The organism is Streptomyces sp. PU-14G, assembly GCF_041028275.1.
Taxonomy (GTDB): Bacteria; Actinomycetota; Actinomycetes; order Streptomycetales; family Streptomycetaceae; genus Streptomyces.
On record NZ_JASKYT010000624.1, the window covers coordinates 1 to 1793 of the forward strand.

The following is a 1793-nucleotide window of genomic DNA, read 5'->3' on the forward strand; positions in this document are numbered from 1 at the left end:
GCCCTGGGGTGGTCCGGGGGGCTGGGCCATGGGGCCATCGTCCGCGCGGCGGTCACCTCGCGCGCCCTGGGAGGCGCCGCACGGGGGACCCGCTCGGGCAGCCGGTCAGTAACCCGCTCGGGCGACCGGACCGGCTACCGGTCAGGGACCCGCTCGGGCGACCGGTCAGGGGGCCGGTCCCCCGACCGGTCAGGGGGCGAGGACGTCCAGTTCGGCCATCGCGTCCTCGGTGATCGTGCGCATGGCGGCCTCGGCGCGTGCGCCGTCGCGCTCGCGGACGGCTTCGGCGACGTGCACGTGGAGGGTGACGGCTTCCTGGCGGGGGTCGGTGAACATGACGTCGTGGTGGGTGCGCCCGGCCAGCACGGCGGCGACGACGTCCCCGAGGCGGGCGAACATCTCGTTGCGGGAGGCGCGCAGCACGGTGCGGTGGAAGGCGATGTCGTGCACCAGGTAGTTCTCCAACTGCTGGCCGCGCGAGGTCGCCACCATGCCCAGGGCGTGCTCGGTCAGGCCCGCGCACTCCTCGGGGGTGGCCCGCTCGGCGGCGAGCCGGGCCGCGACGGGTTCGACGGCGGAGCGCAGCACGGTCAGGGAGCGCAGCTGACGGCCGCGGTCGGTGCCGGCCAGCCGCCAGGTGATCACCTGCGGGTCGTAGACGTCCCACTCCTCGGGCGGCAGCACCGTCACACCGACCCGGCGGCGGGATTCGACCAGGTGCATGGACTCCAGCACCCGCACCGCCTCCCGTGCGACCGTCCTGGAGACCTCGTACCGGCTCGCCAGTTCCTCGGTGCGCAGCACGGTGCCGGGCGGGTACTCGCCCGCGGTGATCGAGGGACCGAGGGAGGCCAGCAGCCGCGCGTGCAGACCGCGCTCGCGCGCGGGTGTCTCGTCGCGGCCCGCCCCCTGGCTGGTCATGAGTGGAGTTCTCCTCGTCTTCCCGTGCCGTCGGTTTCCCGTGCCGTCGGATTCCCGTCCCACCGGATTCCCGTGCCGTCGGCCTTCACCGTCCAGCCCTCGCCGCCCGATCGGCTCCTCACGGAGCTGCGGAGCTGCGGAGCTGCCGTGTGCACGCTCGGCGAGCGCACCGGAACGTTCAGCCTACGTGCTCATCGTCACTCCAATTAAGTATGACTAATTCGTGTCCAACTATTGAATACATGTGACCTATGAGGTTGAGTGTGCTCGGCGCCGAGGTCGATGAGGACAGCAGTGAGGCCGATGAACACAGCGGGTGACACCACGCAGAGCCACGTCGTGGTCGTCATGGGCGTGGCCGGGACGGGCAAGACCACCGTCGGACGGCTGCTCGCGGAATCCCTGGACGTCCCCTACGCCGAGGCCGACGCCTTCCACCCGCCGGCCAACGTCGCCAAGATGTCCGCCGGCACCCCCCTGGACGACACCGACCGTGCCCCCTGGCTCGACGCGATCGGCGCCTGGGCGCACGACCACGCGGACCTGGGCGGGGTGGTCAGCTGCTCCGCGCTCAAGCGCGCCTACCGCGACCGGTTGCGGGCCGCGGCCCCCCACCTCGTCTTCGTCCACCTCACCGGCGACCGCGCGCTGATCGCCCGCCGCATGGCGGAGCGGGCCGACCACTTCATGCCCGTCGCCCTGCTGGACTCCCAGTTCGCGACGCTCGAACCCCTCCAGGCGGACGAACGGGGCGTGTCCGTCTCCGTCGCCCCGGGTCCGCGGGCCGTCACCCAGCGGGCGCTGGCCGCGCTGCGGTCGGTGCACACGTCGGTTCCGCCGGCCGAGGCCGCCACCCAGGCCTGACCCGGCCC

Annotated in this window: 2 protein-coding genes; one reads left to right on the forward strand and one right to left on the reverse strand. The window is 73.0% G+C overall.

The features are described 5' to 3' along the window. Positions 1 to 189: 189 nt before the first annotated feature. Entirely contained in the window at positions 190 to 921 is a 732-nt protein-coding gene (locus AB8Z75_RS34145; protein WP_369208906.1) for a FadR/GntR family transcriptional regulator, read from the reverse strand. Between the two features lie 303 nt (positions 922 to 1224). On the opposite strand from AB8Z75_RS34145, the gene AB8Z75_RS34150 reads away from it, so the two are divergent. Next, on the forward strand, positions 1225 to 1785 hold the full coding sequence (locus AB8Z75_RS34150; protein WP_369208908.1) for a gluconokinase: 561 nt from the start codon (positions 1225 to 1227) through the stop codon (positions 1783 to 1785). Positions 1786 to 1793: the final 8 nt, after the last annotated feature.

Coding starts and splice junctions, on each gene's coding strand:
- AB8Z75_RS34145 (WP_369208906.1), bottom strand. CDS start 921: ATGACCAGCCAGGGGGCGGGCCGCGACGAGACACCCGCGCGCGAGCGC.
- AB8Z75_RS34150 (WP_369208908.1), top strand. CDS start 1,225: ATGAACACAGCGGGTGACACCACGCAGAGCCACGTCGTGGTCGTCATG.